General features: G+C 68.2%; 22 protein-coding genes. 19 read left to right on the top strand and 3 right to left on the bottom strand.

The window, feature by feature from the left end:
- Window positions 1-50: 50 nt before the first annotated feature.
- The 8 genes from E3O44_RS01990 to E3O44_RS01955 all read left to right on the top strand — a co-directional run bounded on the left by E3O44_RS01990 (window position 51) and on the right by E3O44_RS01955 (window position 8833).
- Window positions 51-815 (top strand): YebC/PmpR family DNA-binding transcriptional regulator, encoded by a 765-nt coding sequence (locus E3O44_RS01990; protein WP_134449445.1) that lies wholly within the window; start codon window positions 51-53, stop codon window positions 813-815.
- Between the two features lie 12 nt (window positions 816-827).
- The gene (gene ruvC, locus E3O44_RS01985; RefSeq protein WP_174775017.1) at window positions 828-1427 is read left to right on the top strand and encodes a crossover junction endodeoxyribonuclease RuvC; all 600 of its coding nucleotides are present in this window, start codon (window positions 828-830) and stop codon (window positions 1425-1427) included.
- Window positions 1424-2053, top strand: coding sequence for a Holliday junction branch migration protein RuvA (gene ruvA / locus E3O44_RS01980; protein WP_134532011.1), 630 nt, complete (start codon window positions 1424-1426; stop codon window positions 2051-2053). The genes ruvC and ruvA overlap by 4 nt, the downstream gene beginning before the upstream one ends.
- 53 nt (window positions 2054-2106) lie before the next feature.
- A complete protein-coding gene (gene ruvB / locus E3O44_RS01975; RefSeq protein WP_174775030.1) occupies window positions 2107-3120 on the top strand; it encodes a Holliday junction branch migration DNA helicase RuvB in 1014 nt (337 codons plus the stop codon).
- A 99-nt stretch (window positions 3121-3219) separates the two neighbouring features.
- Complete coding sequence (gene yajC / locus E3O44_RS01970) at window positions 3220-3636, top strand: preprotein translocase subunit YajC (RefSeq protein ID WP_241975950.1); 417 nt, start codon at window positions 3220-3222, stop codon at window positions 3634-3636.
- A 63-nt stretch (window positions 3637-3699) separates the two neighbouring features.
- Complete coding sequence (secD, locus tag E3O44_RS01965) at window positions 3700-5418, top strand: protein translocase subunit SecD (RefSeq protein WP_134532005.1); 1719 nt, start codon at window positions 3700-3702, stop codon at window positions 5416-5418.
- Entirely contained in the window at window positions 5418-6434 is a 1017-nt protein-coding gene (gene secF / locus E3O44_RS01960; RefSeq protein WP_134532003.1) for a protein translocase subunit SecF, read from the top strand. The genes secD and secF overlap by 1 nt, the downstream gene beginning before the upstream one ends.
- Window positions 6435-6562: 128 nt before the next feature.
- Entirely contained in the window at window positions 6563-8833 is a 2271-nt protein-coding gene (locus E3O44_RS01955) for a RelA/SpoT family protein (protein WP_134532002.1), read from the top strand.
- On the opposite strand, the gene E3O44_RS01950 is transcribed toward E3O44_RS01955, so the two are convergent.
- The 3 genes from E3O44_RS01950 to E3O44_RS01940 form a co-directional block, all read right to left on the bottom strand.
- The gene (locus tag E3O44_RS01950) at window positions 8820-9434 is read right to left on the bottom strand and encodes a type IV toxin-antitoxin system AbiEi family antitoxin (RefSeq protein WP_166792512.1); all 615 of its coding nucleotides are present in this window, start codon (window positions 9432-9434) and stop codon (window positions 8820-8822) included. The two genes, E3O44_RS01955 and E3O44_RS01950, sit on opposite strands and share 14 nt — an antisense overlap.
- A gap of 105 nt (window positions 9435-9539) precedes the next feature.
- Window positions 9540-10772 (bottom strand): DUF349 domain-containing protein, encoded by a 1233-nt coding sequence (locus E3O44_RS01945; RefSeq protein WP_134531998.1) that lies wholly within the window; start codon window positions 10770-10772, stop codon window positions 9540-9542.
- Window positions 10773-10857: 85 nt separating this feature from the next.
- Window positions 10858-11664: a peptidylprolyl isomerase gene (locus E3O44_RS01940; protein ID WP_134531996.1), complete on the bottom strand. Its 807-nt coding sequence runs from the start codon at window positions 11662-11664 to the stop codon at window positions 10858-10860.
- 110 nt (window positions 11665-11774) lie between these two features.
- Between E3O44_RS01940 and E3O44_RS01935 the strand changes: the two genes are divergently transcribed.
- The 11 genes from E3O44_RS01935 (at window position 11775) to E3O44_RS01885 (ending at window position 24068) form a co-directional block, all read left to right on the top strand.
- Window positions 11775-13154 (top strand): replication-associated recombination protein A, encoded by a 1380-nt coding sequence (locus E3O44_RS01935; protein ID WP_134531994.1) that lies wholly within the window; start codon window positions 11775-11777, stop codon window positions 13152-13154.
- 233 nt (window positions 13155-13387) lie between these two features.
- Window positions 13388-14017 (top strand): 30S ribosomal protein S4, encoded by a 630-nt coding sequence (gene rpsD, locus E3O44_RS01930; RefSeq protein WP_134449457.1) that lies wholly within the window; start codon window positions 13388-13390, stop codon window positions 14015-14017.
- A 139-nt stretch (window positions 14018-14156) separates the two neighbouring features.
- Entirely contained in the window at window positions 14157-14531 is a 375-nt protein-coding gene (locus tag E3O44_RS01925) for a DUF948 domain-containing protein (protein WP_134449458.1), read from the top strand.
- A gap of 111 nt (window positions 14532-14642) precedes the next feature.
- A complete protein-coding gene (locus E3O44_RS01920; protein WP_134531993.1) occupies window positions 14643-14876 on the top strand; it encodes a hypothetical protein in 234 nt (77 codons plus the stop codon).
- Window positions 14877-14936: 60 nt separating this feature from the next.
- Entirely contained in the window at window positions 14937-17591 is a 2655-nt protein-coding gene (alaS, locus tag E3O44_RS01915; RefSeq protein ID WP_134531991.1) for an alanine--tRNA ligase, read from the top strand.
- A gap of 3 nt (window positions 17592-17594) precedes the next feature.
- Window positions 17595-18113, top strand: coding sequence for a Holliday junction resolvase RuvX (gene ruvX, locus E3O44_RS01910; protein WP_174775016.1), 519 nt, complete (start codon window positions 17595-17597; stop codon window positions 18111-18113).
- 2 nt (window positions 18114-18115) lie between these two features.
- Window positions 18116-19492: an endolytic transglycosylase MltG gene (gene mltG / locus E3O44_RS01905; protein WP_241975948.1), complete on the top strand. Its 1377-nt coding sequence runs from the start codon at window positions 18116-18118 to the stop codon at window positions 19490-19492.
- Window positions 19493-19573: 81 nt separating this feature from the next.
- Window positions 19574-20794 (top strand): chorismate synthase, encoded by a 1221-nt coding sequence (aroC, locus tag E3O44_RS01900; RefSeq protein ID WP_134531985.1) that lies wholly within the window; start codon window positions 19574-19576, stop codon window positions 20792-20794.
- A gap of 16 nt (window positions 20795-20810) precedes the next feature.
- Window positions 20811-21368, top strand: a complete 558-nt coding sequence (locus E3O44_RS01895; protein ID WP_134531983.1) for a shikimate kinase — start codon at window positions 20811-20813, stop codon at window positions 21366-21368.
- On the top strand, window positions 21361-22482 hold the full coding sequence (gene aroB, locus E3O44_RS01890) for a 3-dehydroquinate synthase (RefSeq protein WP_134531981.1): 1122 nt from the start codon (window positions 21361-21363) through the stop codon (window positions 22480-22482). The genes E3O44_RS01895 and aroB overlap by 8 nt, the downstream gene beginning before the upstream one ends.
- Before the next feature lie 86 nt (window positions 22483-22568).
- Window positions 22569-24068 (top strand): GAF domain-containing protein, encoded by a 1500-nt coding sequence (locus tag E3O44_RS01885; RefSeq protein ID WP_241975946.1) that lies wholly within the window; start codon window positions 22569-22571, stop codon window positions 24066-24068.
- Window positions 24069-24093: the final 25 nt, after the last annotated feature.

Genomic DNA, 24093 nt, shown 5'->3' with positions numbered 1-24093 from the left:
CAGACGGCCGGCACCACAATCAGACAGCCAAGCACGACAACGGGAGATTCATGTCCGGACATTCCAAGTGGGCGACTACCAAGCACCAGAAGGCGGTCACCGACTCACGGAGGGCCAAGGCCTTCGCCAAGCTGATCAAGAACATCGAGGTCGCCGCACGTATGGGCGGCGCCGACCTGTCGGGTAACCCGACTCTCGTCGACGCGATCCAGAAGGCCAAGAAGACCTCGGTCCCCAACGAGAACATCGACCGCGCCGTCAAGCGCGGGGCCGGCCTCGCCGGCGTCGTCGTCGACTACACCACGATCATGTACGAGGGCTACGCCGCCAACGGCGTCGCCATCATGATCGAGTGCCTCACCGACAACAAGAATCGGGCAGCGGCGGAAGTCCGTACGACGGTCAGCCGCAACGGCGGCAACATGGCAGACCCCGGCAGTGTCGCATACAACTTCCACCGCAAGGGCATCGTGGTGGTGTCCAAGGCGAACGGCGTCACCGAAGACGACGTCCTCGGAGCGGTCCTCGACGCCGGAGCCGAAGAGGTCGTCGACGAAGGGGAGACCTTCGAGGTCTTCAGCGAGGTCCAGGACCTCGTGGCAACCCGTACGGCCCTGCAGGCCGCCGGAATCGACTACAACTCGGCCGACATCGCCTTCGTCCCGCAGCTCACGATCGACGTGGACGCCGAGACCGCCCGCAAGGTCTTCAAGCTCATCGACGCCCTCGAGGAACTCGACGACGTGCAGAACATCTACAGCAACTACGCCGTGTCTGCCGCCGTCTCCGCCGAGCTCGAAGCCGAGAACGAGTAGACACCGGTGGCCGTGCGGGTGCTCGGAATCGACCCCGGGCTCACCCGTTGCGGCGTCGGTGTCGTCGACGTCGCGCCGAATCGCACGGCGACGCTCGTCGACGTCACGGTCCTGCGCAGCTCACCCGAGCTTCCGCTCGAGCAGCGCCTGCTCCTGCTGAGCCGCGGGCTCGAGGAGATGATGGACCGGCACAAGCCGGCCTTCGTCGCCATCGAGCGCGTCTTCGCCCAGCACAACGTGCGCACAGTGATGGGTACCGCCCAGATCAGCGGGGTCGCCCTCCTGCTCGCCGCCCAGCGCGGCCTCACGGTCACCCTGCACACCCCGAGCGAGGTCAAGGCGGCGATCACCGGCTACGGCTCGGCGGACAAGGCCCAGGTCGGCGCGATGGTCGCCCGCGTGCTCGGCCTCAGCGAAGTTCCGAAGCCCGCTGACGCCGCCGACGCGCTCGCGCTGGCCATCTGCCACGCCTGGCGTACCGGGGCGTCCGGGGGAACCCTGCCGACGGCGGACGGACTCGCGGGCGGCGCACTCACGCCCGCACAGGCTGCGTGGCGCGCCGCGGAGCGCGGCGCGGCAGCGTCGGCGGTGCCCCGTAGGCTTAAGCGATGATCTCTTCCGTACGTGGACTCGTCCTCTCCGCCGCCGGCTCGACCGCGGTGCTCGAGGTCGGGGGAGTCGGGCTCGCCGTGCAGGTGACGCCCGCCACCGCCCTCGGCCTCAGGCACGGAACCGAGGCGCGCCTGCTCACCACCCTGCTGGTCAGGGAGGACTCGCTCACCCTCTACGGCTTCGCGTCCGCCGACGAACTGTCCGTGTTCGAGCTCCTCGTCGGCGTCACCGGGGTCGGCCCGAAGTCCGCGCTCGGCGTGCTCGCCGTGCTCACCCCGAACCAGATCGCCCAGGCCGTCGCCGGTGAAGACGACGCCGTTTTCCGCAAGGTCAGCGGCATCGGGCCGAAGACCGCGAAGCTCATCATCCTGTCGCTCGCAGGCAAGGTCGTCGTGTCCGCCGTCGACGGCGCGCCCCGCACCAGGCGGCCGGCCGCCGCGAGCCCCTCCGCCAACGTCCAGGCCGCCCTGATCGGCCTCGGCTGGTCGGAACGGGTTGCGGAGGAAGCCGTCAGGGAGACCCTCGCAGAAGCCGCAGACCCCGACCTGATCGGTGTCGCCGCGCTGCTGAGGCTCGTCCTCGCCCGGCTCGGACCGGCGCACCAGGCATCGGAGGACCGACAGTGACCGCCGAACCGTTCGCAGGGACACCGGACCCGGGCGTCGAACTCACCAGCCCGCTGCTCGAGGGCGAGGCGGAGCTCGCGTTCGAGGGCGCGCTCCGTCCCCGAAGCCTCGCGGAATTCGTCGGCCAGCAGAAGGTGCGCGGCCAGTTGCAGCTCATGCTCACTGCCGCGACGATGCAGAACCGCACGCCGGACCACATCCTGCTCGCCGGCCCTCCCGGCCTCGGCAAGACCACGCTCGCGATGATCATCGCCTACGAGGGCAACCGCCCGCTGCGAATGTCGAGCGGCCCCGCCATCCAGCACGCCGGCGACCTCGCAGCCGTGCTGTCCTCCCTCGTGCCCGGCGAGGTGCTCTTCATCGACGAGATCCACCGGATGGCCAGGTCCGCGGAGGAGATGCTCTACCTGGCGATGGAAGACTTCCGAATCGACATCATGGTGGGTAAGGGCGCCGGCGCGACGTCGGTGCCGCTCGACCTCGCCCCGTTCACCCTTGTCGGTGCGACGACTCGGTCCGGGATGCTGCCGAACCCGCTCCGCGACCGCTTCGGCTTCACGGCACACCTTGAGTTCTATGCGAGCCAGGAACTGGAGCAGGTCCTTGCCCGGGCCGCGACCATGCTCGACCTCGAGATCGACAGGGAGGCCATCGCGGAGATCGCCGGCCGCTGCCGGGGAACGCCGCGCATCGCGAACCGGCTGCTGCGCCGGGTGCGCGACTATGCCCTCGTGCACGGCGGAGCAGCCGACCTGGCGGCCGTCCATGCGGCCCTCGAACTCTACGATGTCGACCCGATCGGCCTCGACAGGCTCGACCGTGAGGTCATGAACATCATCCTGACCCGTTTTGGGGGTGGGCCGGTCGGACTGAACACCCTCGCCGTTTCGGTGGGGGAGGAGTCGGAGACCGTCGAGTCTGTCGTCGAGCCGTTCCTGGTGCGGATAGGCTTCCTCACGCGCACCCCGCGTGGCAGGGTGGCCACCGCGGCCGCGTGGCGGCACTTCGGGCTCGCCGATCCGAACGACGTCGGCCGCCAACCCGCCCTTCCGATTGATGACCTATAATTCGATGTGGTTCGCTCCGAGCCGCATGTACGCACACGCTTCGGCCACCGCGCCGCAACTGGAAGGCTTTGCCGCACTATGGATCCGTTGACTCTTGTCATGCTCGCCGTATTGGCGCTGCTGGTGTTCTTTATGTTCCGCAACGGCCGCAAGCGCCAGAAGGAGCAGGCGTCGCTGCAGTCGCAGATGGTCGCAGGCGCGAACGTCATGACCAACTTCGGTATGTACGGAACCATTCTGTCGATCGACGAGGAAGCAAACAAGGTCGAGCTCGAGATTGCTCCCGGAACCGTCGTGCAGATGCACCGCCAGGCGATCTCCCGGGTCGTCGAGCCGGCCGTCACCGCCGACGATGCGGACGCCGAGCTCGAGTCGTCCGTCGACGACACCCACACCGCACGGCTCAACGAAGACAACGCGATCGTCATGGGCGAACCCGAGTTCGGCGAGCGCATCGCCGACGATGCCCCGTCAACCGATTCGACCAAGAGCGACCCCACCAAGGGCGACGCGTAACCAACCCTCGCCCGGCTCGCGTCCTTGTGGCGCGTGCACGCGTATAGAAAGCTGAGTTCCAAGGTGGCAAAGTCGACTCCGGCCAAGAAGGCCTGGCGTTCCCTGACGTGGCTGGGGGTGATCGTCATCGGCCTGGTCGCAGTCAACCTCATCGGTGTCCTCACCGCCGGAGGGTCCTGGGCGCCCAAGCTGGCCCTCGACCTCGAGGGTGGCACGCAGATCATCCTCGCGCCGAAGCTCGAGTCCGGTCAGTCCGTCTCCCAGGAGCAGCTGAACCAGGCGGTGTCGATCATCCGGCAGCGCATCGACTCCTCCGGTGTCTCCGAGGCGGAGATCAACACGAGCGGCCAGAACATCGTCGTGTCGATCCCGGGAATCCCGGACGACGCCACGATCAACCGGATCGAATCGTCAGCGAAGCTCGAATTCCGCCCCGTCCTGGTCGCCGCAGCGCCCTCGACGGCCGCGATCGGCGCCGACGGCACCGCGACGCCGACTCCGGCCGCGACGGTCGACCCGACCCTGCCGAGCACGCCGACGGCGGTACCCACCAACGGCAGCGACCTCAGCTGGGTGACCCCGGCGCTCCAGGCGCAGTACGCCGCCTTCGACTGCTCGACCATCGACACCTCCAACGTCGCACCGGCCGACCAGCCGCTCGTGACCTGTGAGACGGACGGTTCGGTCAAGTACATCCTCGGCCCGGTGGAGGTCAGCGGCGAGAACGTCTCCGACGCCACCAACGGCCAGAAGACCACCCAGTCCGGTGCCACCACCGGCGAGTGGGTCGTCAACATCAAGTTCGACGAGCAGGGCACCAAGGACTTCGCAACGGTCAGCACCCGGCTGAGCGGACTCACCGGCGTGCAGAACCAGTTCGCGATCGTGCTCGACGGCAAGGTCATCTCCGCGCCGCGCACCCTCGCCGTGATCACGGACGGCAACGCCCAGATCAGCGGCAGCTTCGACCAGGCATCCTCCAAGGTGCTCGCGGACCAGCTGAAGTTCGGCGCCTTGCCGCTGAGCTTCACCGTGCAGAGCCAGGACACGATCTCGGCGACCCTCGGTTCGACCCAGCTCGTGAGCGGCCTCATCGCCGGCCTGATCGGACTCATCCTGGTCGTGCTGTACTCGCTCCTGCAGTACCGGTTGCTCGGCTTCGTCACGGTGGCGTCCCTCGTCGTCGCCGCAGTGATCACCTACCTCCTGATCACGATCCTGTCCTGGCGTGAGGGCTACCGGCTCTCCCTCGCCGGTGTCGCGGGGTTGATCGTCGCCATCGGAATCACGGCGGACTCGTTCATCGTGTACTTCGAACGAGTGCGCGACGAGTTGCGCGACGGCCGTGGGCTGGAATCGGCCGTGGAAGCGGGCTGGAAGCGCGCCATCCGCACGGTCCTCGCCTCCGACGCGGTCAACTTCCTCGCCGCAGGCGTGCTCTTCATCGTCGCCGTCGGCAACGTCAAGGGCTTCGCCCTGACGCTCGGGCTCACGACGATCGTCGACGTCGTCGTCGTGGCGCTCTTCACCCACCCGACACTCCAGCTGCTCGCCCAGACCCGGTTCTTCAGCGAGGGCCACCGCTTCAGCGGCCTGGACCCGAGAGCTCTCGGAGCCACCTACCGGGGGAGGGCGAAGTTCCGTCCGTCAGACGAGGTCGCTTCGGCGAAGTTGTCTTCCGCGAGTCGTGAGGCCGCCAAGCGCCAGACCATCGCCGAGCGCAAGGCATCAGAACTCGTCGGATCCTCCACGGATCGGTCGACCGACGGGAAGGATTCCTAATGGCCAGCTTCTCCCAGTTCGGCAACGACCTGCACACCGGCAAGCGCTCCTTCAACATCATCGGGCGTCGCAGGCTCTGGTATTCCCTGGCCGGTATCGCGATCCTGATCGCGCTTGTCGTGCCCCAGCTCCGTGGCGGGTTCGTCTTCGGCATCGAATTCACCGGCGGCTCCGAATTCGTCGTGAGCGACGTCGCGAACCAGGACCAGTCGCTCGCGGTCAAGGCCGTGACGAGCGTCGAGCCCGCTGCGGTTCCGAAGGTCTCGAACGTCAGCACCACCGGCATCCGCATCCAGACGGACCAGCTGTCGAGCGACGCGACCCGGCAGATGCGCACAGCACTCGCCGACGCATACGGGGTGCCCACCGAGCAGGTCACCGCTTCGTTCATCGGCCCGTCGTGGGGCGCGGACATCACCGGGCAGGCACTTCGCGGCCTCGGGATCTTCCTCGTGCTCGCGGCGATCGGGATGGCCCTGTACTTCCGCACCTGGAAGATGTCGCTCGCCGCGATGGTCGCCCTGCTGCACGACCTCATCATCACGGCGGGGTTCTACGGCATCACCGGGTTCGAGATCACTCCGGCCGCCGTGATCGGGTTCCTGACGATTCTCGGCTACTCGCTCTACGACACCGTCGTGGTGTTCGACAAGATCCGCGAGAACACCCGCGAAGATGGTCCCGAATCGCGCAGGACCTTCGCAGACTCGGTCAACCTCGCGGTGAACCAGACGCTGGTGCGCTCGATCAACACCTCCGTCGTCGCGATCCTCCCGGTCGGCTCGATCCTCTTCATCGGAGCGTTCGTGCTCGGTGCGGGTACCCTGCGCGACATTTCCCTCGCGCTCCTGATCGGAATCGTGGCCGGCGCGTACTCGACGATCTTCATCGCGTCTCCGCTCTACGCCCAGCTCCGCACCAGGGAGCCCGCTGTGCGCAAGCGCGACAAGAAAGCGCTCGCCCTGCGCGCCAAGGCGTCGTCCGCGCCGAAGACGGACGTTCGCGTCACCGTCTAGCTCCGGTGGAACACCCTTAACCGTGCCGCTCCTGCCCATTTCGGCGGGAGCGGCGCGGAGTGGTCGGAAAAGGCGCGATAATTGCTGGATGCCCGGGAATGGCCGGGCGCTCGCGAACGAGGTGTGAGATGACGGAAACGACGACACCGCCACCGAACGCGCCGCTGCCCGCCGCCTCCCTCCGGCGTCTTGTCCCGCGGATCTTCTCCCGCGCCCAGCCGGTCGGCGCAGTGGACACCCTGCTCAGGACCGTGCGGATGCACCACCCGAAGGTCGACCTGTCGATCATCGAGCGCGCGTACACCGCAGCGGAACACGCTCACGAGGGCCAGGTGCGCCGCAGCGGGGAACCGTACATCACGCATCCGGTCGCCGTCGCCCAGATTCTCGCCGATCTCGGCATCGGCCCGAAGACCGTCGCCGCCGCGCTCCTGCACGACACCGTCGAAGACACCGAGTACACCCTCGACCAGTTGCGCGCGGACTTCGGCGACGAGATCGCCATGCTCGTCGACGGCGTGACGAAACTCGACAAGGTCAAATACGGCGACAGCACCCAGGCCGAGACCGTGCGCAAGATGATCGTCGCGATGTCCAAGGACATCCGGGTGCTGATCATCAAACTCGCCGACCGACTGCACAACGCGCGCACCTGGGGTTTCGTTCCCGCGGAGTCCGCGGTGCGCAAGGCGACGGAGACCCTGGAGATCTACGCGCCGCTGGCGCACCGTCTCGGGATCCAGACGATCAAGTGGGAGCTCGAGGACCTGTCCTTCGCGGTCCTGTACCCGAAGCTTTACGCCGAGATCGAAAGCCTCGTCAAGCAGCGCACCCCGCAGCGCGAGGAATTCGTGCAACACGTCATCGACGCGATCGTCGAAGATCTCAAGGCAGCACGCATCCGCGGCAAGGTCGCCGGACGGCCCAAGCAGTACTACTCCATCTATCAGAAGATGGTCGTGCGGGGCCGTGAGTTCGACGAGATCTACGACCTCGTCGGTATCCGTGTCCTGGTGAACTCGGTGCGAGACTGCTACGCCGTGCTCGGAGCGATCCACGCCCGCTGGACGCCGCTGCCCGGCCGGTTCAAGGACTACATCGCCACACCGAAGTTCAACCTCTACCAGTCGCTGCACACGACGGTGCTCGGCCCGAGCGGCCGCGCCGTCGAGATCCAGATCCGCACCCAGGAGATGCACCAGCGCGCCGAGTTCGGTGTCGCCTCGCACTGGAAGTACAAGGAGCAGACCACCGGCAAGAGCTCAGGGCCTGGCCCGCAGAGCGATACCGACATGGCCTGGCTCGCGCACATCTCGGACTGGCAGGCCGAGACAGCCGACCCCGGGGAGTTCCTCGACTCGCTGCGTTATGAAATCGGTGCGAAAGAGGTCTACGTCTTCACGCCGAAGGGCCGGGTGATCGGCCTGCCGACGGGAGCGACTCCCGTCGACTTCGCATACGCCGTGCACACAGAGGTCGGCCACCGCACCATGGGCGCCAAGGTCAACGGGCGACTCGTGCCGCTCGAGAGCCCCCTGGTCACGGGAGACGTCGTCGAGGTCTTCACCTCGAAGAACCCGGACTCCGGGCCGAGCAAGGACTGGCTCAACTTCGTCAAGAGTCCCAGGGCCCGCAACAAGATCCGGCAGTGGTTCACCAAGGAACGCCGCGACGAAGCCATCGAACAGGGCAGGGACGCCATCGCCCGCGCGATGCGCAAGCAGAACCTGCCCCTGCAGAAGCTGATGAACCAGGACTCCTTCGCCGAGGTCGCAGCGGTGATGAAGTACGAGGACGTTTCCGCGCTCTACGCCGCCGTCGGCGAGGGACACATCAGCACGCAGTCCGTGCTCGAGAAGGTCGTCGCGACGCTGCAGAGCGTCGAGGAGAGCGATGCGACCGATCTGCCGTTCGCGCCGAACGGACGCACCCAGACGCTGCGCAACAGCGACTCCGGGATCCTGGTCCGTGGCGCCCCGGACATCCTGGTCAAGCTCGCCCGCTGCTGTACCCCGGTTCCCGGGGACAAGGTCGTCGGCTTCATCACCCGCGGCGCCGGTGTCTCCGTGCACCAGGCGTCCTGCCGCAACGTGCAGTCGCTGCTCAAGGAACCGGAACGGATGATCGAGGTCGACTGGGCCCCGACGTCCAAGAGCCTGTTCCTGGTCCAGATCCAGATCGAGGCCCTCGACCGCTCCGGACTCCTCTCCGATGTGACCAGGGTGCTCTCCGAGCATCACGTCAACATCCTCTCCGCGACCGTGCACACCTCGAGCGACCGGCTGGCGATCAGCCGTTTCGTCTTCGAGATGGGTGACACCACCCACCTCGACCGGGTGCTCAACGCCGTGCGCCGCATCGACGCGGTCTACGACGTCTACCGCGTCAACGACGGCTAGGCTCCCCGAGCGACGTCATGGCCGCTTCCGCGGCGTCGAGGTGCCCGAGCGCCCTGTGGGTGAACGGCAGGCTGTCGGCGGCGCAGGCGCGCCTCGCCGCCGTGGCGTCCGGGTGACCGGCGAGGCGGAGCAGGGTCGCGATCAGGGGCGCCGGCTCAGGGAACTCCGGGGGAGGCCAGCGGGCCAGGTCGAGTGCGGTGCGCAGCGGCCGGGTCACGAGCAGGCCGGCCACCCGGACGTCTGCCCTGTTCACGGTGGCGGCACCGAGGCGGACGATGTGCTCGGGGTCGCAGACGACCTCCCGGACTCCGAACCGCGGTGACGGCGGGAAGTACGCGCGCGCCGTCCTGGGCACGCAGAACTGGTGGCGCTGCGGCTCGGGGGCGAGACCGTAGATCCATGCGGCGGTCAGCCGTTCCGCGATGGCCCTCACCGGTACCAGGAGGGCAAGGGACCGTGCCCGTTGGTCCCGGTCTTCTGCCAGGTCCACCGGGCTCCAGAAGTCGCCGACACGGAAGAGCTCGCCGTCGAGGCACAGGCTCGAGAGTTCGGCGACGGGAAGGTCGCCGGAGGAGAGGATGTCGGGGAGCCGGTCGGACACCCGGACAGGATGCGCCGGGAGGGAACACAGAAGCGACGGGGCCCCGGATCTGTGGACAGAAACCGGAGCCCCGTCGCCTGTGGACGGACTCTGCGGGGGTGCCTGCTACTGGCCGATGGCCTTCAACCACGCCTTGCGGGCCTCGAGCGCCTCGCGGGCGTCCTTGATCGCGCGGGCATCGGTTCCTGCCTCTGCGGCGGCGAGTTCGGCCTCGAGCTTGGCGATCGCGTCGTGCAGCTGTCCGGCGAGGCCCTCCGTGCGGGCCTTGGTCTCCGGGTTGTTCCGAACCCAGTGGTCGTCGTCGAGCTTGCGGACGGCCGCTTCGACCTTGCGCATGCGATCTTCGACGAGCTTGACGGAGTCGCGGGGAACCTTGCCGATCGCGTCCCAGCGGCGCTGCACGGAGCTGAGCGCGCTGCGTGCCTTGGTGCGGTCGGTCTCGGTGAGGAGCGCTTCGGCTTCGGTGAGGAGCGCGAGCTTCTCGACGAGGTTCCCGGCGAATTCCTCGTCGTCCTGGGCGTCGATCTCCGACTTGACGGAGTAGAGCACGTCGCCGGCGGCCTTGAACTTCGCCCACATGGCGTCGTCCTGCTTCTTGCCGCTGCGTCCGGCGAGCTTCCACTCGTCGAGCAGCGTGCGGTAGGCGGGGATGCCGTCCGCGCCCTTCGGCGCAAGCGCCTCAGCCTGCTCGATGAGCTGCTGCTTGCGGTTGCGGACGTCCTTGTGCGCCGTGTCGAGCTCGGCGAAGAACGCCTTGCGATTCTGCTCGATGGTGGTGCGTGCCGCGCGGAAACGCTTCCAGAGCTCGTTGGCCTCACCCTTGGGGATGCGGGGCGCATCGTGCTGGTGCGCCTGCCACTTGGCGAACAGGGCGTCGAGGGCGGCGCTCGTCTGCTTCCACTGCGTCTTGGCGGGGTCCTCTGCTGCGAGGGTCTCTGCCTCCTCGACGATCGCGGCGCGTTCGGCGACGGCTGCCACAGCGGCGGCCTTCGATTCGGCACCCTGCTGCTCCGTGAGCTCGCTGACGGCGCCACCGAGGGCGCCGAGACGCTCCACGAGGGCGGCGAGGTTGCCGACGGCGTTTGCGGTCGCAACCGTCTTCGCGAGGTGCGAGACGGATTTGGCGATGTCAGCAGCCGGGGCACCGCCCTTGGCACGCTGCTCGAGAAGGGTGACCTGTCCGTTGAGTTCGACGTACTTGCGCTCGAAGTAGGCCAGGGCCTCCTCCGGCGTCGCGTCAGGATACTGGCCAACCGCGCGTTCGCCCGACGCTTCGCGCACGAAAACCGTGCCGGATTCGTCTACGCGACCCCATGGTTGCTGATCTGTCGTAGTCAAGAGTCTCACCTTAGATGTCGATGTGTGTGTGCCCACACTGGGCCAATACCCGGTCAAGCCTATTGCAAGGCCCGGACGGCTGGAACTACTGGACGCTGAAGGCGCTGATTAAGGTCGTGACCTTCGGGGCGCCGTCCGTCGAACCGTCGGCGACTCCGGCATCCGTGATCTGCGCCTTCACCTGGTCGAGGCCGCTCGTGACATGGCCGATCACCGTGTAGCCGCCCGCGGCATCCGACGGGATGGTCGAATCCTGGTAGAGGATGAAGAACTGGCTGCCCTGGCTGTATCCGTTGGCGCTCTGGCGCGCCATCGCGATGGAACCGGCCGGGTAGACGTTGTCGGCGGGCGCATTCTCGACGGGACCATAGCTGTAGCCGGGGCCGCCGGAACCGTCGCCGGCCGGGTCGCCGCACTGGAGCACGTAGATCCCCGAGGTCGTCAGCCGGTGACAGGTCAGGTCGGAGTAGAAGTCGGACTGGGCGAGGCTGATCGTGGACGAGACCGCCTGGGGGGCCGCGGCACCGTCGAGTTCGATTCCGAGGTTGATGCCGTTGAGGCCGAGGGTTCCTGTCCAGGTGCGGCCCTCTGCGAGCGTGCTCGGCGGGACGGTCCCGGTGTTCGCGCCGGCGGCGGCGGTCGGGGTGGCCGTGGCCGTTGGCGTGGCCGTCGCGGAGGAGCTCGGCGCCGGAGTACCGGGCCCGCCGTTGAAGAAGTAGACCTGGGCGACGACCGCGAGCACGGCGACGACGACGACGGCGATGCCGGCCACGACGTTGTCCCTGCGGCGACGGGACTGCTGGTGTTCGTGCACCGCCCGGCGTGCCTGGTACGCGCGAACCCGGATGCGGGCCTCGCGCTCGTCGCGATCCTGCTTCTTGTTCGCTGCCACGGCTGTCCTCCAGGATGCTGTGCGGATGTCTTCCGCGACCAGCTTGAACTCTACAACGCGAGCACTGCCGCTCGAACGCCGGTGTCAGCGGTGCGAACTACGCTGGAGGCATGGTCGATGGACAACCCGGACTGCGCAGTGGCGCAACACCTCTCGCAGTACGGATGCGACCGACGACCCTCGCCGAAGTGGCCGGCCAGCGGCACCTGCTCACCCCCGGTTCGCCCCTGGTCAGTCTGGCCAGCGACAAGTCGGGGGAGCGCGGCGCGGTGTCCGTGATCCTCTGGGGTCCGCCGGGCACCGGGAAGACGACCCTCGCCCAGGCGATCGCGCACAGTTCCGGCCGCCGCTTCGTCGAACTCTCCGCGGTCTCCGCGGGGGTGCGCGACGTGCGGCAGGTGATGGAGGAGGCACGCACGAGCCGCGACCTCTACGGGCTGTCGACCGTGCTCTTCCTCGACGAGATCCACCGGTTCAGCAAGGCCCAGCAGGACGCACTGCTGCCCGGCGTCGAAAACGGCGTCATCATTCTCGTCGCAGCGACGACCGAGAATCCGTCGTTCTCCGTGATCGCCCCCCTGCTGTCCCGGTCCCTCCTGCTCACCCTCGAGACGCTCAGCGACGAGGACCTCGGGGTCGTCATCGACAGGGCCGTGACGGATGCGCGCGGACTGGCCGATCGCTTCGTGCTGGAACCCGAGGCCCGCGCGACCATTATCAGGCTCGCCTCCGGCGACGCCCGCCGTGCCCTCACGGCGCTCGAGGCGGCATCCGTCTCTGCGTTGTCATCGGGGACTGATGACGATGACGATGACGAGGTCGATGGCGAGGCCGCAGACGTGCCTGACGCCCGCCCCGTCATCACGAGCGACACGGTCGCCCTCGCCGTCGACAGGGCGCTCTTGCGCTACGACCGCAACGGGGATGAGCACTACGACGTGATCAGCGCCTTCATCAAGTCGGTGCGGGGATCGGACGTCGATGCGTCGCTGCACTATCTCGCGAGGATGATCGAGGCGGGGGAGGACCCGCGATTCATCGCGCGCCGCATCATCGTCCTCGCCTCGGAGGACATCGGGATGGCAGACCCCCAGTCCCTCGTGATCGCGGTCGCCGCCGCCGACGCCGTGCAGCTCATCGGGATGCCGGAGGGGCGGATCCCGCTCGCCCAGGCCGTCGTGCACCTCGCGACCGCGCCCAAGTCCAACGCTTCGTACCTCGCGCTCGACGCGGCGATCGCCGATGTGCGCGCGGGCAAGACCGGCCGGGTGCCGAAGCACCTGCGCGACGCCCACTACGCCGGCGCCAAACGACTCGGGCACGGCAAGGGGTATCGCTACCCGCACGACGACACCCTCGGCGTCGTGCAGCAGCAGTACCCGCCGGACGAACTCGCGGCCGTCCGCTACTACGAACCCACCGAACACGGCAATGAGCGAGAGGTCTCGGCACGCCTCGCCAAGCTGCGCCGGATCATCCGCGGCGAGTGACTCCGGGCCCCCGCGCCGGGTCCAGCCCAGGCATGGCCGGCCGGGTCCGGTGTGGTAGTCTGTTCAGGCCTACAACTGGCATCGGCATGCGGCTGCGTCCGATTCCAGGTTGGAGAGGGAGCCCTGTAGCCGGGCACCCCGTGGCACACCCCTCTGATCTCCCATGACGCCGGCCCACACGCTGGCGCCCTGGATTCCACTTTGTCTGTTGCTCGTTCCATTGAAAGGACACCGTGTCTACCAAGTCACGTACCCGCAGTAAGACCCGCCTGTCGCGGGCCCTGGGCATCGCCCTGACCCCGAAGGCCGCCCGCTACCTCGAGAAGCGTCCGTACGCTCCGGGCGAGCACGGTCGCACCAAGCGCAAGACCGACTCTGACTATGCCGTGCGTCTCCGCGAAAAGCAGCGCTTAAGGGCCCAGTACGGCATCCGCGAAGCCCAGCTCAAGATCGCCTTCGAAGAGGCCCGTCGCGCCCAGGGCCTGACCGGTGAAAACCTGGTCGAGATCCTCGAGACCCGTCTCGACGCCCTTCTCGTTCGCGCGGCAATCGCCCGCACGACCGCGCAGGCCCGCCAGATGGTCGTGCACCGTCACATCCTCGTCGACGGCCAGCTCGTCGACCGCCCCTCCTTCCGCGTGAAGCCGGGTCAGCTCATCCACGTCAAGGCTCGCAGCGAGGGCATGGAGCCGTTCCAGGTCGCCGCAGCCGGCGGACACGTCGACGTGCTCCCGAAGCTCCCGCCGTACCTCGAGGTCGAGATCGACAAGCTCCAGGCCCGCCTCGTGCGTCGCCCGAAGCGCATCGAAATCCCCGTGACGTGTGAAGTCCAGCTCGTCGTCGAGTACTACGCAGCCCGCTAGGTTCCCCTGCCCGCCGTCCGGCGGCATCTGAACTACGCTGGAGAGCGGATCACCCCCAGGGGTGGTCCGCTTCGTGCGTTAACCGGTGCTGTCGGCCGGGAGTCAACGTATGAACCTTTCGGAATGGATGGAGTCACCAGTGTCAGGTGGAGATATCGCGGGCCTCGCTGCCGCCGTCGTGTTTGCTGTTCTCGTCGGGCTGCTCGCCGTTCCGCTGCTGAAGCTCGGCCGGGTCTTCGACGAGACGACCCTCGCGATCCACGAGCTGAGCCAGAACGTCACTCCGCTCCTGTCCGAGACGACGACCACCCTGCAGGAGACCAACAAACAGCTGGCCAGGGTCGATACGATCACCGGAAACGTCGCGGATGTGACGGGCAACGTCTCGGCACTCGTCGCGCTGTTCGCCGCGACCGTCGGCGGACCGCTCATCAAACTCGCCGGCTTCTCCGCCGCCGTGAGGGCGGGTTTTCGCGCAGCATCCCCGACGCGCGCAGGTCGTCGGCGCGGGTAGTCGGCTACGCTGGAAAGAGGCTGGTCGAGTCCGGGATAGGCCGACCGCACCACTCGCGCGGCCGTCGCGCATTTCTATCAGGGTCTCCACACCGTTCAGGGAGCATTTGTCATGAAGAATTTCATCTGGTTGGTCATCGGGGTCGGCGTCGGATTCTTGATCGCGCATGAAGCGAACAACACCCGTCAGGGCAAGCTGTTCTTCAGCGACCTCGACACCAAGGCGCGTGAGTTCGGTGAGGCCATCTCCGATGGCTACCGCAAGCGCGAGGCAGAACTGCGCGACGCCCTCGGCGACGTCGCCGACGCCGGAACCGACGCACTCGGCGGCACGACCCGCCCCTGAGCATCCGCTCGGGCTTCTCTACTTTTTCGCCTATTCATTCTTCAACGAACTACGGAACCCATGCAGACTGCTGAAATTCGCGGGCGCTGGCTCGACTTCTTTGCCGACCGCGGACACACCGTCGTACCGTCGGCGTCGCTCGTCAGCGACGACCCCACCCTGTTGTTCACCGTCGCCGGGATGGTGCCCTTTGTGCCCTATCTCACCGGACTCGTCCCCGCACCGTATCCGCGTGCGACGAGCGTGCAGAAATGCATTAGGACGAACGACATCGAAGAAGTGGGCAAGACGCCGCGCCACGGCACGTTCTTCCAGATGAACGGCAATTTTTCCTTCGGAGACTACTTCAAGGAACAGGCGATCGGCTACGCGTGGGAGCTCCTGACGACCTCGGAGGCCGACGGCGGCTACGGGTTCCAGGAGAAAGACCTGTGGGTCACCGTCTACCAGGACGACGACGAGGCGTTCCGTTACTGGCGGGCGCTCGGCCTGCCGGAGGAGCGCATCCAGCGCCTCGGAATGGACAGCAACTACTGGTCGACCGGCCAGCCCGGACCCGCGGGCCCCTGCTCGGAGATCTTCTTCGACCGCGGCCCCGCATACGGCGCAGACGGCGGCCCCGCGACGGACGACGACCGGTACGTCGAAATCTGGAACCTCGTCTTCATGCAGTACCTCAGGGGCGAGGGCACGGGCAAGAACGACTTCGTCATCCTCGGCGACCTGCCGAAGAAGAACATCGACACCGGCATGGGTCTCGAACGCGTCGCGTTCCTCAAGCAGGGCGTCGAGAACATGTACGAGATCGACCAGGTCCGCCCGGTCCTCGACCGGGCTGCCGCGCTCTCCGGACGCCGCTACGGCGCCGTGCACGACGATGACGTGCGGATGCGCATCGTCGCGGACCACGTGCGTTCCTCACTCATGCTGATGAGCGACGGCGTGACGCCGTCCAATGAGGGCCGCGGCTACATCCTCCGTCGTCTGATGCGCCGCTCCGTGCGCGCCATGCGCCTGCTCGGCGTGGACGTGGCGACGTTCCCCGAACTGTTCCCCGCCGCGCGGGACGCCATGATGAGCGCGTACCCGGAGGTCCACGGCGATTACGCCAGGATCAGCCAGGGCGCGTACGCCGAGGAAGAGACCTTCCTCCGTACCCTCGCGAGCGGCAGCACCGTCCTCGACGTCGCGGTCGCGAAGACCATCAAGGCGAAGAAGACCGAGCTTGCGGGAGACACGGCGTTCCTGCTGCACGACACCTACGGGTTCCCGATCGAGATCACCCTCGAGATGGCGGAGGAAGCCGGGCTGAGCGTCAACCGGTCCGCGTTCGACGCCCTGATGGCCAAGCAGCGCTCGATGGCGAAGGCGGATGCGAAAGCCAAGAAGACCCATCTCGCCGATCTCTCCGTCTACAGTGCCTTCCGAGCCTCCGGCGAGACCGTCTTCACCGGCTACGAGGAACTGCAGACCGAATCCAGCGTGCTCGGGATCATCGTCGCCGGCGCGTCCGTCACGAAGGCGGTCGCGGGTGAGATCGCGGAAGTGATCCTCGCCGAGACGGCGCTCTACGCCGAGTCCGGCGGCCAGGAGGCCGACGCCGGCCTCATCGTCGGCCGCGGCTACGAGCTCGAGGTCCTCGACGTCCAGAAGCCCGTCAAGGGCCTGATCAGCCACAAGGTGCACGTGACAAGCGGAGAGGTCGGCGTCGGAGACCCCGCGACGAGCGTTGTCGATCCGAACTGGCGCCGTGGCGCCCGCCAGGCGCACTCCGGAACCCACGTGCTGCACGCGGCACTGCGCCAGGTCCTCGGCCCGAACGCGCACCAGTCCGGCTCATACAACAAGGCCGGGTTCTTCCGTCTCGACTTCTCCTGGAACCAGGCGCTGTCGGCCGCGACCCGCAGCGAGATCGAGGAGATCTCCAACAACGCGATCCGCGACAACCTGCCCGTCGTCACCCGGGAGCTTCCCCTCGCGGAGGCGAAGGCGCTCGGCGCCATGGCGCTCTTCAGCGAGAAGTACGGTGACCGGGTCCGCGTCGTCGACATCGGCGGACCCTGGTCCAGGGAACTCTGCGCGGGGACCCATGTGGGTTCGAGCGCCGAGATCGGAATGATCAACCTCGTCAGCGAGGCTTCGGTCGGTTCGACCAACCGCCGGGTCGAGTCCCTCGTCGGCCTCGAGGCCTTCCGGGACCTCGCAGCCGAGCGGGCGATCGTCTCCCAGCTGACCGCCAACCTCAAGACGCCGAAGGAACAACTGCCCGAACGCATCGGCGAATTGCTCACGAGCCTCAAGACCGCAGAGAAGAAGATCGCGGCCTTCGAAGCGAAGGCACTCACCGAACGCGTTCCCGCGCTCGTCGCGACTGCCCAGCGCGCAGGGGCTGTGCGTCTCGTCGCCGAGAACCTCGGCACACTCAACTCGCCCGATGACGTGCGGATGCTCGTCACCGCCACCCGGGCCCAGCTCGGATCCGACCCTGCCGTCGTCGCACTTGCGGCCGTCGTCGACGACAAGCCCGTCATCATCGTGGCGACCAACGCGGCGGCACGGGACGGCGGCCAGCGCGCCGGGGCCCTCGCGAAGCTCGTCGCGGGCATCCTCGGCGGCGGCGGAGGCGGCAAGGACGACCTCGCCCAGGGCGGCGGAACCGACGTGAACATGATCGCGGGCGCCCTTGCCGCTGTTCGCACCACGATCGCGGGCTGAAGAATGCGGCATGGCGTGCGGGTCGGAGTCGATGTCGGCAAGGCCAGGATCGGCCTCGCGATGAGCGACCCGCGCGGCATGCTCGCGACCCCCGTCGAAACCGTGCCCCGGGACGGGAGCGGCGCCACCGACGTGGCGCGGATCACCGCCGTCGTCCTGGACCTCGGCGCCATGGAGGTCATCGTCGGCCTCCCGCTCGCCCTCTCCGGCAACCACACCGCGTCGACGAACGATGCCGTCGGCTTCGCTGAAACCCTCGCCCTGGCCGTTCCCGTTCCGGTGCGCCTCGTCGACGAACGGCTGTCGACCGTCGCAGCGCAAGGCGTCCTCCGCACCGCTGGCCGCAAGGCGAAGACCCAGCGTCCGGTCATCGACCAGGTCGCGGCGACCATCATCCTGCAGCACGCCCTCGACACGGAACGCGGTCTCGGGCATCCGCCCGGGTCGGCCGTCGTGCCTGCCGTCGTGCCGACGGTTCCCTCCGCGACCACGTCGCCCGCAGCTCCGATCGAAGGGTCCTGATCGTGCCCCATCCCTCGCTCGACCCCCGGGACGACCCGGCAGGAACGAGTTCACCGGCGCCGGACGCGCACGGTAGTCACGCGGCCGGAGCACCCGGTGCACCCGGTGCGGAACCCCCGGTCAATCCGTGGGCGGGCCTGCTGACTCCGCACGACGAGACACCGGCTTCCGGCGATCCCGGCCGGTCAGGCGCAGACGCCGACGGTGCCTTCCCCACCCGCAGGTCCCTCCGCACCACGACCGAGGCTCCGCAGACCTCACGGTCGAGCCGCCGCTCCCAGCTCGGCTCCGAGCCACCACGGCCGGCCAAACGGCGCCGCAAGGGCCCGTGGGGCTGCCTGATCGCCCTCGTCGTGCTCGTGGCGCTCGTTGCGGGCGCGGCCGTAGCGCTGCAGGGTCCGATCGATCAGCTTCGGGCGACACTCGCGGGCCCCGCAGACTATTCCGGGTCCGGCGAGGCGAAGGTCGTTGTCATGATCCATGAGGGCGAGACCGGATCCGACATCGCGAACACCCTCGTGGCCCAGGACGTCGTCAAGAGCTACGACGCCTTCTACAAGCTCCTGCTGAAGGTCACCCCCGCACCGGTCTTCCAGCCGGGCGCATACCAGCTGATGACGAAGATGAGCGCGAGCGCTGCGCTCACCGCGCTGCAGGACCCCGCCAGCAAGCTCGAACTGACCGTCGTAATCCCGGAAGGCACGGCGGAGGCCGACATTCTGCAACTGGTCAGCGAGGGCACGAGCATCCCGCTCGCCGACCTCCAGGCGGCCTCCACGGACGTCGCGGCCTTCGGCCTTCCCCCAGAGGCCACGACTCTCGAGGGTTTCCTGTTCCCGGCGACGTACACCTTCGTTCCGGGCGTCACCGCGAAGGACGCCCTCAAGACCCTCGTGGACCGGCAGTTCGAGGCCCTCGACTCCGCAGGGGTCGCACCGGCCGACCGATGGAAGACCATCGTGCTCGCCGCGCTGATCCAGAGGGAGGCCGGCCTCGCCGCCGACTACCCCAAGGTCGCCAGGGTGTTCCTGAACCGGCTCGACCCCGCACAGTGGGAGAGCGGGCTGCTGCAGTCCGACGCGACGGTGGCATACGGCACCGGGCACACGAACGTCGTCACCACGACGGATGCCGAACGCGCCGACGCGGGCAACCCGTACAACACCTATGTCCACCCCGGACTCCCGGTCGGCCCGATCTCGAACCCGGGGGACATCGCGATCAAGGCGGCCCTGCACCCCGCAGACGGAACCTGGCTGTACTTCGTCACCTGGAACCTCGACACCGGCGAGACCATCTTTTCCACGACCGCAGCCGAACACGAAGCCGGCGTTGCCCAGTGGCAGGCCTGGATGAAGGACCACCCCGAATATGGTTGAGCGCACGACAATGACACTGACCCGGCCACTGCCACTGCCTGAGCGCGTGAGCCAGGGAAAGCCTGTGGAAGGATAGTGGGCATGCTTCGTTGGCTCACCGCAGGAGAGTCCCACGGCCCCGAACTCATCGCCATTGTCGAGGGTTTGCCCGCAGGGATCCCGGTCACACTCGATTCGATCCGCCTCGATCTCGCGCGCCGCAAACTCGGCTACGGCCGGGGTGCCCGGATGACGTTCGAGCAGGACGAACTTACCATCTCCGGCGGCGTCCGGCACGGATTCACCCTCGGCGGTCCGGTCGCGCTGCGGATCGGCAACACCGAATGGCCCAAGTGGTCGGAGGTGATGAGTGCGGACCCCGTCGAGACCGCGCCAGGAGAGGTGCAGAGCACCCGCGGCCGGGGCGCCCCGCTGACCCGGCCGAGGCCGGGCCATGCCGACCTCGTCGGCATGCAGAAGTACGGCTTCGACGAAGCCAGGCCGGTCCTCGAGCGCGCCAGTGCCCGCGAGACCGCCGCACGGGTGGCCCTCGGCGCCGTCGCCAGGTCTTTCCTGGCCGAGCTCGGCATCCGCCTGGTCAGCCACACCCTCTCGATCGGGCCCGTGCGCGTGCCAGAGGATGCCCTGCTGCCGCAGCCGGACGACCTCGAGACCCTCGACGCCGACCCGCTGCGCTGCTTCGACGCGGCGACGAGCGCGCTCATGGTGGCCGAGGTCGACCAGGCCCACAAGGACGGCGACACCCTCGGCGGCGTTGTCGAGGTGCTCGCATACAACCTGCCGCCCGGTCTCGGGTCCTTCGTACACTGGGACCGCCGACTGGACTCCCAGCTCGCCGCTGCGCTGATGGGCATCCAGGCGATCAAGGGCGTCGAGGTCGGAGACGGCTTCCTCACCACGACCCGCCGCGGTTCGCACGCGCACGATGAGCTCGTGCAGTCCGACGGCCGCATCCAGCGGGTCAGCGACCGTGCCGGCGGCACGGAGGGCGGCATGAGCACGGGAACCGTGCTGCGGGTCCGGGCCGGCATGAAGCCGATCGCGACCATCCCCCGGGCACTGCGCACCGTCGACGTCACGACGAGCGAGGCCGCTCCCGCCCACCACCAGCGGTCGGATGTCTGTGCCGTGCCCGCCGCCGGCGTCGTCGCCGAAGCCATGGTCGCGCTCGTCCTCGCCAACTCGGTGCTGGAGAAGTTCGGCGGAGACTCGATCGACGAGACCAGGCGCAACCTCGAGTCCTACCTCGCGCACATCCCCGGCAACCTCAAGACCGGCGCGTCGAGCGACGCCTCGCTGTGACAACGGCGGGACGGTAATGCCGGAACTGCCTCCGACGCAGGCACAGGCGGGGAACGGTGACCTGCCGGACTTCCCGCTCGTGCTGATCGGACCGATGGCCGCCGGCAAGACCAAGGTCGGCAAGCGGGTGGCGCGGGTACTCGGCGTCCCGTTCGTGGACACCGACGCACTCATCGTCTCCGGGCACGGGTCCGTCGCGAACCTGTTCAGCAGGTACGGCGAGGAGCATTTCCGTGCGCTGGAACGGATTGCCGTCGGCCAGGCCCTGGCCACCCGGGCGGTCGTCTCCCTCGGCGGGGGAGCCGTGCTCGACGCAGGCACCCGCGCGGACCTCGCCCGCTGCCGGGTCGTGTACCTGAGCGTGACGGAGCAGGCCGTCGCCGGTCGGATCAACGGCGGCAAGCGGCCGCTCCTGGCCAATGGCCTCGCCGACTGGATCCGCATCTACGAACTTCGCCGACCGCTCTACGAAGAGCTCGCCGGCCTCCACATCGACACCTCGAATCGCCAGATGGACTCCATCGCCGACGATGTCGTGGCCTGGATCCAGAGAGGGCAGAACACCCATGACTGACGTTCCCAAGACAACCGAGACCAGCGAAACCACCGAGACCACCGAGACCACCGTCATCACGGTGTCCGGGGTCGACAGCTACCCGGTCATCATCGGCAGGGGCCTGCTCGCCGAAGTCGCAGAACAGCTCGGCCCGAAGGTCGGCAAGGTGCTCATCGTGCACACCTCGACCCTCGGCGCACGCGCCGTCGCCCTCAGGGAAGGCCTGCTCGCGCACTACGAGGTGCTCATCGCCGAGGTCCCCGACGCCGAGGCCGCCAAGCGCGTCGAGGTCGCCGCGTTCTGCTGGCAGGTGATGGGCCAGGCCGACTTCAGCAGGACGGACGCCGTGATCGGCTTCGGCGGGGGAGCCGCAACCGACCTCGCGGGTTTCGTCGCCGCGACCTGGCTGCGCGGCGTGCGCCTCGTCCAGCTCCCGACGAGTGTGCTCGGCATGGTCGACGCGGCCGTCGGCGGCAAGAACGGCATCAACACCGCTGAGGGCAAGAACCTCGTCGGCACCTTCTACGCGCCCGCCGCCGTGATCTGCGACCTCGACACCCTCGACGACCTGCCCCGCAACGAGATCCTCGCCGGCTTCGCCGAGATCGTGAAGGCCGGCTTCATCCAGGTGCCCGAGATCCTCGACATCGTCGAGGCGGATGTCGCCGCCGTGACCGACCCGAAGACGCCGCAGTTCCGCCGCGTGCTCGAACTCGCGATCGACATGAAGGCCCGCGTCGTCGGCGCAGACTTCAAGGAGTCCGGCCTGCGCGAGATCCTCAACTACGGGCACACCCTCGGCCACGCCGTCGAGCACGCCGAACGGTACGGCTGGCGCCACGGCGCCGCCGTCTCGGTGGGCATGATGTTCGCCGCAGAGCTCGCCCGGCTGAGCGGACGGCTGTCCGACGAGGCGGCAGACCGGCACCGCAGCATCCTCGAATCGCTCACCCTGCCGACCAGCTACCCTGTCGGCCGGTGGAGCACCCTGCTCGCGACGATGCAGCGCGACAAGAAGACCCGCAGCGGCATGCTCCGCTTCATCGTGCTCGACGACATCGGCAAGCCGACCGTGCTCGAAGGCCCGGACGCCTCGCTGCTCTTCGCCGCGTACCAGGAAATCGGGTCCTAGCGCCGTCGTGCAGGAATGGGTCCTAGAATGATGCCCTGAGCGGGCAGGGACCCGGTCGCCGACCAGAGTCGATCGGAGGACACACCGTGAACCAGTGGACCGTGGGGTCGACAGGCGAACCCGTTCGGGACGTCGTGCTGAAGCTGGCCAGGGCGCACGAGACCGCAGTCGGTTCGGCACTCGGCACCGCGTGGGGGACCACCCCCGGTCCGGGATCGGGCAGCATCGTGCCGTTCGACGGGGTGAACGCCCGCACCGATTCGACCCTGCTCGCGGATGCCCGTGGTGGCGTCCGCAGGCTCGTCCAGGAATCCTGGGAACGGTCCCTGTCGCTGCACATCGATCCCGCCCGACCGGCACCGGAGCCGGAACTGTCGTCAGACGCCCTCAGGGAATTGCGTGACCGGCATCCGCTCTCCGCGGTGCTCCCCGTCGTCCAGAACCTCCTGATCCGGCATTCCCTCGAGTCCGGCCTCATCGTCGCCATCGGGGACGAGTCCGGCAGGCTGCTCTGGATCGACGGCGACCGTGCCGTCCGGCGCCGGGCGGAAGGCATGCTGTTCGTCGAGGGAGCAGACTGGTCGGAACGCCGGGTCGGGACGAGCGCGCCCGGAACGGCCCTCACCCTCGACCACGGTATCCAGATCCAGCGTGCGGAGCATTTCAACTGGCTGGCGCACTCGTGGAGCTGCACGGCCGTGCCGATCCACGACCCGGACTCGGGCAGCATCCTGGGCGTCATCGACGTGACGGGCGGCGACGACGCCGTCGGTCCCCAGACGCTCCCGCTCGTCGAGGCCGCAGCGTGGGCGATGGAGGCCGAACTGCGCATCCAGCGGCTGCGCGGGCGAAACGACGCCGGCTTCGGCCGCGGCGCCCCACGCGATCACGCGGTCATGCGGGTCGCCGGATTCGCGCAGACACCCGCACCGTCGGCCCAGAGGCGCCCGACGAACGCACGGGTGTCTGTGCTCGGGCGCGACACCGGCTTCCTCGAAAACGGGCTCGCGTCCTTCGAGCTCAGCCCGCGGCACGCCGAGATCCTCACCCTGCTCGCCTGGTACCGGGACGGCCTCACCGCGGACAGGCTGTCCCAGCTGCTGAGCGACCAGCCGAACTCCGTCGACAACCTCCGCGCCGAGATGGTGCGGTTGCGCAAGGTGCTGGACGGGACGGAGCCGCCCCTCTCGATCGCCTCCCGGCCGTACCGGCTCGGTTCACCGGTCGAGCTCGACGCCCAGCGCGTGCTCGCGCTCCTCGAACGCGGCGCGCACCGGGTCGCCCTCGGCACCTATCGCGGGCCGTTGCTGCCTGCCTCCGTCGCCCCGGGCATCGTCGAGATCCGCTCGGAGATCAGTTCCCGGTTGCGCCAGGTGCTGCTGAGCGACGCGAGCCCCGACCTGCTCCTCGAATACGCCCGCAGCGACGAGGCCGCCTGGGACGAGGAGGTCTGGCGCGCCTGCCTGGAACTGCTGCCGCCCCGGTCGCCGAAACGGGCATCCGTCGTCGCGCGCCTCGGGAAGATCGAGTCGGACCTCGCCGACTCCGGCGCCCCTGGCGCCGGGCGCAACCTCCCGCAACCCTGACGCAACGGTCTCGCCGCGTACGCTC

Origin of the sequence: Cryobacterium algoricola (assembly GCF_004402485.1) — a bacterium.
Taxonomy (GTDB): Bacteria; Actinomycetota; Actinomycetes; order Actinomycetales; family Microbacteriaceae; genus Cryobacterium; species Cryobacterium algoricola.
The sequence above is the reverse complement of the archived record's forward strand: the minus strand, read 5'-3'. Positions and strand labels throughout refer to the sequence as shown.